Annotated in this window: 5 protein-coding genes and 1 pseudogene; all 6 read left to right on the top strand. The window is 37.0% G+C overall.

The features are described from left to right. Nucleotides 1-262 (top strand): annotated as a pseudogene (locus ACTHJT_RS17155) (S8 family peptidase); the annotation flags it as partial. A gap of 39 nt (nt 263-301) precedes the next feature. After that, complete coding sequence (locus tag ACTHJT_RS17150; protein WP_440240482.1) at nt 302-1,543, top strand: M16 family metallopeptidase; 1,242 nt, start codon at nt 302-304, stop codon at nt 1,541-1,543. Beyond that, nucleotides 1,540-2,187, top strand: a complete 648-nt coding sequence (locus tag ACTHJT_RS17145) for an O-methyltransferase (protein ID WP_440240480.1) — start codon at nt 1,540-1,542, stop codon at nt 2,185-2,187. The genes ACTHJT_RS17150 and ACTHJT_RS17145 overlap by 4 nt, the downstream gene beginning before the upstream one ends. Nucleotides 2,188-2,190: 3 nt before the next feature. Beyond that, on the top strand, nt 2,191-3,939 hold the full coding sequence (locus ACTHJT_RS17140) for a LysM peptidoglycan-binding domain-containing protein (protein ID WP_440240478.1): 1,749 nt from the start codon (nt 2,191-2,193) through the stop codon (nt 3,937-3,939). Nucleotides 3,940-4,064: 125 nt separating this feature from the next. Further along, entirely contained in the window at nt 4,065-5,453 is a 1,389-nt protein-coding gene (locus ACTHJT_RS17135; RefSeq protein WP_440240476.1) for a PAS domain-containing sensor histidine kinase, read from the top strand. Nucleotide 5,454: 1 nt separating this feature from the next. Beyond that, nucleotides 5,455-5,708, top strand: a 254-nt coding sequence (locus tag ACTHJT_RS17130; protein ID WP_440240474.1) for a response regulator, incomplete at its 3' end; no start/stop codon positions are given.

Raw genomic sequence — 5,708 nt, 5'->3', positions numbered from 1 at the left:
GGCAACAGTTGTTCATTGTTCGAAAAAAGTATATAAAGCTCAATTGGATAAATCTATTAGTCTGGAACTGGTGCTGTTTAACAAGAAAAATGAAACGATTGTAATTGAGCCAGTGAGTAACGGCAAGCATAAAATGATCTTTTTTGATCAGAATACTTCTAAAGTCAAAAAAGGACTAATTAAAATCAGAAGAACAAAAAATGCTGCCCGAACAACAGCAGTTGCAGATGAGTTCATGACGCTTGAAATTATCTGGGAATAAATCCAGGAACGACTGGCTGTTTATTTGCTCTGAAAAAAAATGACAAAAGAGTTTAACGTTTATCAATATCCCAATGGAATAACCTTGTTGCATAAACAAGTTGTATCCACCCGCATTGCTCATTGCGGATATATATTTGATGTTGGCAGCAGGGATGAAGATATCAGAACGCAGGGGCTGGCCCACTTCTGGGAGCACATGGCTTTTAAAGGAACAGAGAAAAGAAAAACGTTTCAGATATTAAGCAGCCTTGAAGATGTGGGAGGAGATCTAAATGCTTATACAACCAAAGAAAAAATCTGGTTTCACGCATCCTTACCATGCAATTACTTAGAGCGGGCAACAGATGTGCTCACAGATATTTCTTTTTATTCTGTATTTCCTGAAAAGGAAATTGAAAAAGAAAAAAAAGTTGTACTGGAGGAGATGCATATGTATGCAGATAATCCGGAAGATGCCATTCAGGATGAATTTGAATCCATCATCTTTCCTAATCATTCATTAGGATTTAATATTTTAGGAACGGAAAAAACACTTGAATCTTTTAAACAGCAGAATTTAAAATCATTCCTGAAAAAAAACATAGATACAGGCAGAGTAGCTTTTGTTGTATTGTCACCACATTCGTTTGGAGAGGTAAAGAAGATCGCAGATAAATATATTCCATCTGTTAAAGCCCAGCATTCAACGAAAGTCCGGGAAAAGAATAAAGGTTTTAAACCAGCTACACTAATTAAAAAAATAGACGCATCACAAACACATTGTGTTATTGGTGGTATTGGTTTGAATATAAAAGAAGAAAGAAGATTAGGTTTATTCTTATTATCAAACCTTTTAGCTGGTCCGGGTATGACATCTTCTTTGAATATGGCCATGCGTGAGAAAAAAGGTTATGTATATACCATTGAATCGAACTTTACTTCCTATATAGATACAGGAGTTTACAGTTTTTATTTTGCAACCGAGTCAAAACAATTTGAAAAGGCACTGGATGTATTTCATAAAGAAATTAATAAAGTACGTGATAAAAAATTAAGTGCTGTTCAACTGCATCGGTTAAAAGAACAGATCAAGGGGCAGCTGATCATGGCAGAAGAAAATAACAGCAACTTCATGCAAATGATGGGCAAGAGTTATCTGGATTTTGGCAAGATCGATTCGTTTGACCAAATCGTAAAAAAGATAGATGGCATCTCTGCGCAGGTGATTAATGATCTGGCCAATCAGCTGATGAATCCGGCCCGCATGAGTAAATTAATTTACGAACCTGAATCAAAATGACAGAGATTACAAGTCCGGTTATTGAAGAATATATAAGTACATACAGTTCTGTTGAGCCTGAGCTGTTAAAGCAGGTGAATCGGGATACACATGCAGAGGTGTTAATGCCAAGAATGTTATCAGGACATTTCCAGGGACGCGTATTAGCCATGCTTGCGCAGATGATTCGTCCGAAACGTATTTTAGAAATAGGAACGTTTACCGGTTATTCTGCACTTTCCCTGGTTGAAGGTCTGGCGCAGGGGGGAGAGTTGATTACGATAGATATTAACGAAGAACTCGAAGACCGTGTACGCGCTTATTTCAGAAAATCAGAACGGGCAGAAGCAATAACCTATTTGATTGGTGATGCCATTAAAGTTATCGAAAGCATGCAGGGCTTATTTGACCTTGTTTTCATTGATGCAGACAAGCATAATAATTTGAATTATTATAATTTGATTTTTGATAAGGTACCGTCAGGTGGATTTATATTGGTGGATAATACCTTATGGAATGGAAAAGTTGCGGATCCTGACTTGGTTGTAAAAGATAAGGATACACGCAATTTACATGAATTCAATATATTCATTTCTTCAGATACACGTGTAGAAAAAATAATACTTCCTGTCAGAGATGGCATAACGATAATCCGAAAAAAGTAATTCATGTTAAGATTCATTTGCACAATCCTCCTTTCACTATATGTAGCGTACACATCCGTTCAGGCACAAACATTTTCAAAACCATCAGTTCCCGATGTGATTGATTTTGCCGGTATGAAACTGGAGTTGTCATCTGCAGCCAAGAAAAAAATTGAGGCGGATGTGACCATGATTTATGGCAGCGCAAAATACCTGCAACAAAAAATTGACCGCGCTAATTTATATTTCCCGATTATCGAACATGTGTTTCATGATGAAGGGTTTCCGGAAGAGTTTAAATACCTGGCCTTACAGGAATCCAGTTTGGTTTCAGATGCCGTTTCGAGTTCAAATGCAGTAGGCTTCTGGCAATTTAAAAAGGAAACGGCTATTGAGGTTGGAGTGAATGTAAATGCATCTGTAGATGAACGCATGCACATAGTGTATGCATCCAGAGGGGCTGCAAAATATTTAAAGAAGAATAATTTATTGCTTGATAACTGGATCTATGCGTTGTTGTCATACAACGTTGGTCCGGGTGGAGTAAAATCTCATGTGAAATCAAAATATGTTGGTGCGAAGTGCATGATGATAGAAGATGACATGCATTGGTATGTGATCCGTTTTCTGGCATATAAAATTGCTTACCAGGATCTCATTGGTAAAGCGAACCATCCGGAACTTTCCCTGATTGAATATAGCGGCATTAAAAATAAGTCCCTTGCTGATATAGCGAAACAGGCAAAGGTTGATTATGAACTCGTGAAGGAATACAACAAGTGGTGTATTAAAGGGCAGGTGCCGGGCGATAAGGAATATACGGTTTTGATACCAGCATCGCATGGGACTAAACCATCTATCGAAAAGCAGACACCTGTTGATGAGAAGCCGGTCGTGGTAACCACGAATCCCGCTCTAGGAACAACTACGACACTTCCTAAAAGCTTTCCGGATATACGTACGTTTGCAGACTCAGCATCAATGCCGGTTTTTGTAAGCATAAATAAAGTTAAGGCTATCCGTGCGACCAAAGGTGATGATATCAACAGCCTGGCTGTAAAAGCAGGTTTAGCCAAGCAGGCATTTTTATATTTCAATGAAATGAAAGGCTTTGAAACGGTTTCTCCGGGTAGTTTCTACTATCTGCAGCTAAAGAAAACCAAAGCATTGGTTTCATTTCATACTGTTTCAAAAGGTGAGACGATCCAGTCGATTGCTCAGAAGTATGCTGTTACAACAGCCTCCATTCGTAAGCACAACCGCATGAGCAAAAATGAATTTGTAAAAGAGAATAGAGTATTATGGTTGCGCGCCACAAGACCTAAAACCACCCCCATTGAATATAAGCCAACTACACCACGGATAGAAGAAACGAAGACTCAGCCGAAAGAAAAAGTTGTTGAAAGCCCGGTTGAAAAAGATGTGATTCCTGAAGGAGAAGTACAGATTGATTCAACTCTGGCAATTTATCATGTTGTTCAGTCTGGAGAAACTGTTTTTGGGATCTCAAGAAAATATGCAATCGATTCAGACAGTATCCGTGCGTGGAATCATTTATCAGGCTACTCGATTCAGGTAAATCAGAAATTGATCGTTGGCTTTAAACATAAGGAAATTAAAAAGAAAGAGATTATTCATACGGTGCAGGCAGGAGAGACGGTTTACAAAATTTCCAAGCAATACAATGTCTCTACCGAAGAAATCAAAAGTTGGAATAATATGCCTGATTTTACCCTGAAATTGGGTCAACAACTAAAAATTTACTTACCCTGAATACGTTTTATTAGTTAAATCTTGTAGGTTTAAGAATGATTGGAAAAATAGGTCGTCTAATTCACTCAGCTGTGCTTAACGCCTTATCTTCAAATACTTTTAGGATAGAGCGAAGTAAATATGAGATGCTTTTAAACGAGGCTTCCGATGCAATTTATTTAGTTAACCTGAAAGGTGAAATAACTTTTGCCAATCCCAGTGCACACATACTTTTTGGATATCATGACGGGGAATTGCTTGGCAAATCTATTGATCAGCTGATTGCTTCCAATTCAGATGTGCTTACTACTTTTTCCAGCAACATCATTGAAGAAAAGGGAGCCGTCGTGCAACAGGAGTTTATAAAGAAAGACAAAACTACTTTTTTTGGGGAGTTAAGTGTACGTCTTTTTGATGATGGTTCACACCAGGCTATTATACGTGATATTACCAAAGGAATTATTGAGCAGCGGTTATTACTGGAGCGGGAACGTAAGTTTAAGATACTTGTAGAAAATGCATTTGATATCATTATTGTTTTGAGTGCAGATTTTAAAATCAAGTTTGTGAGTCCTGCTATCAAAAAAATTCTGGGCTATGAAATGGAGGAAGTATTGGGTGCAAATTCAAATACCTTCATTGAATTCCGTGATCGGGTAGCAATAAAGAACCTCTTAAAGAATCATGGTATTACTTATGCCATCAATGATTTGAAGCTTATTCATAAAAATGGCCAGATCATACACAGTGAAGTTAATGCGGTGAATTTTATTAATGAACCATTGATAAATGGTATTATTGTTAATTGTCACGATATAAGTGAACGTATAAAAACAGAACAGCAACTGATCAATACCAATTACGAACTTGATAGTTTTGTTTATAAAGTATCTCATGATCTGAAGGCGCCGCTGCGGTCCATGCTCGGGTTAATCAATCTATCGCAGAAAGAAAATACAGATGAGACCGTGAAACTATATCTGGATATGATGGTTAGAAGTATTCACAATATGGATGTTTTTATTAAAGATCTGACCCATTTTTCACGCAACAGCCGCATGGAAGTTGTACGGGAAAGCATTAATTTTCATGAATTAATTACGAAAATTGACAATAGTTTAAAATTTGAAGAGAACGCCCGGATTATTAAAATAGACTATCAGATAAATCAAAATCAGCTATTTTATTCAGACCCAAGCCGGATAGAAACGATTGTGAGTAATTTATTGTCAAATGCCTGCAAGTACCATAGGTTTGACAGTAATAATCCTTATATTAACATTAAAATTGATGTTTCGGAGATTAAAGTAATTATTGAAATAAGTGATAACGGGTCGGGAATTGCTGATGAATATCACAATAAAATATTTCAAATGTTTTTCAGAGCATCAGAAAAATCCCAGGGGTCGGGCCTGGGGCTTTACATCGTAAAAAGCGCAATTGATAAACTGGAGGGTAATATTACCCTACATTCAATTCACGGAAAAGAGTCTACATTTACAGTTGAAGTACCAAATTTGTTAACAAGGCAATAAAATGGCAATCGAAAAACCTTACAAAAAATTAGTGATGCTTGTTGATGATAATGAAACAGACAATTTCATTCACAGGCGTGTGTTGGAAATGGGGAATTTCTCAGAAAACATAATCGTTAAAAATTCGGGCAAGAGTGCATTGGAGTATCTGGAAGCAAATCAATCTAATCCTGACTTGATCCCGGAAGTGATATTTTTAGATATTAATATGCCAATTGTTGATGGCTTTGTATTTTTATTTGAATTTGAAAGTTT

Origin of the sequence: Cytophaga sp., assembly GCF_051961495.1 — a bacterium.
Classification (GTDB): domain Bacteria; phylum Bacteroidota; class Bacteroidia; order Cytophagales; family Cytophagaceae; genus Cytophaga.
Note: the sequence above shows the minus strand (reverse complement) of the source record. Positions and strands in the feature narration are given on the sequence as shown.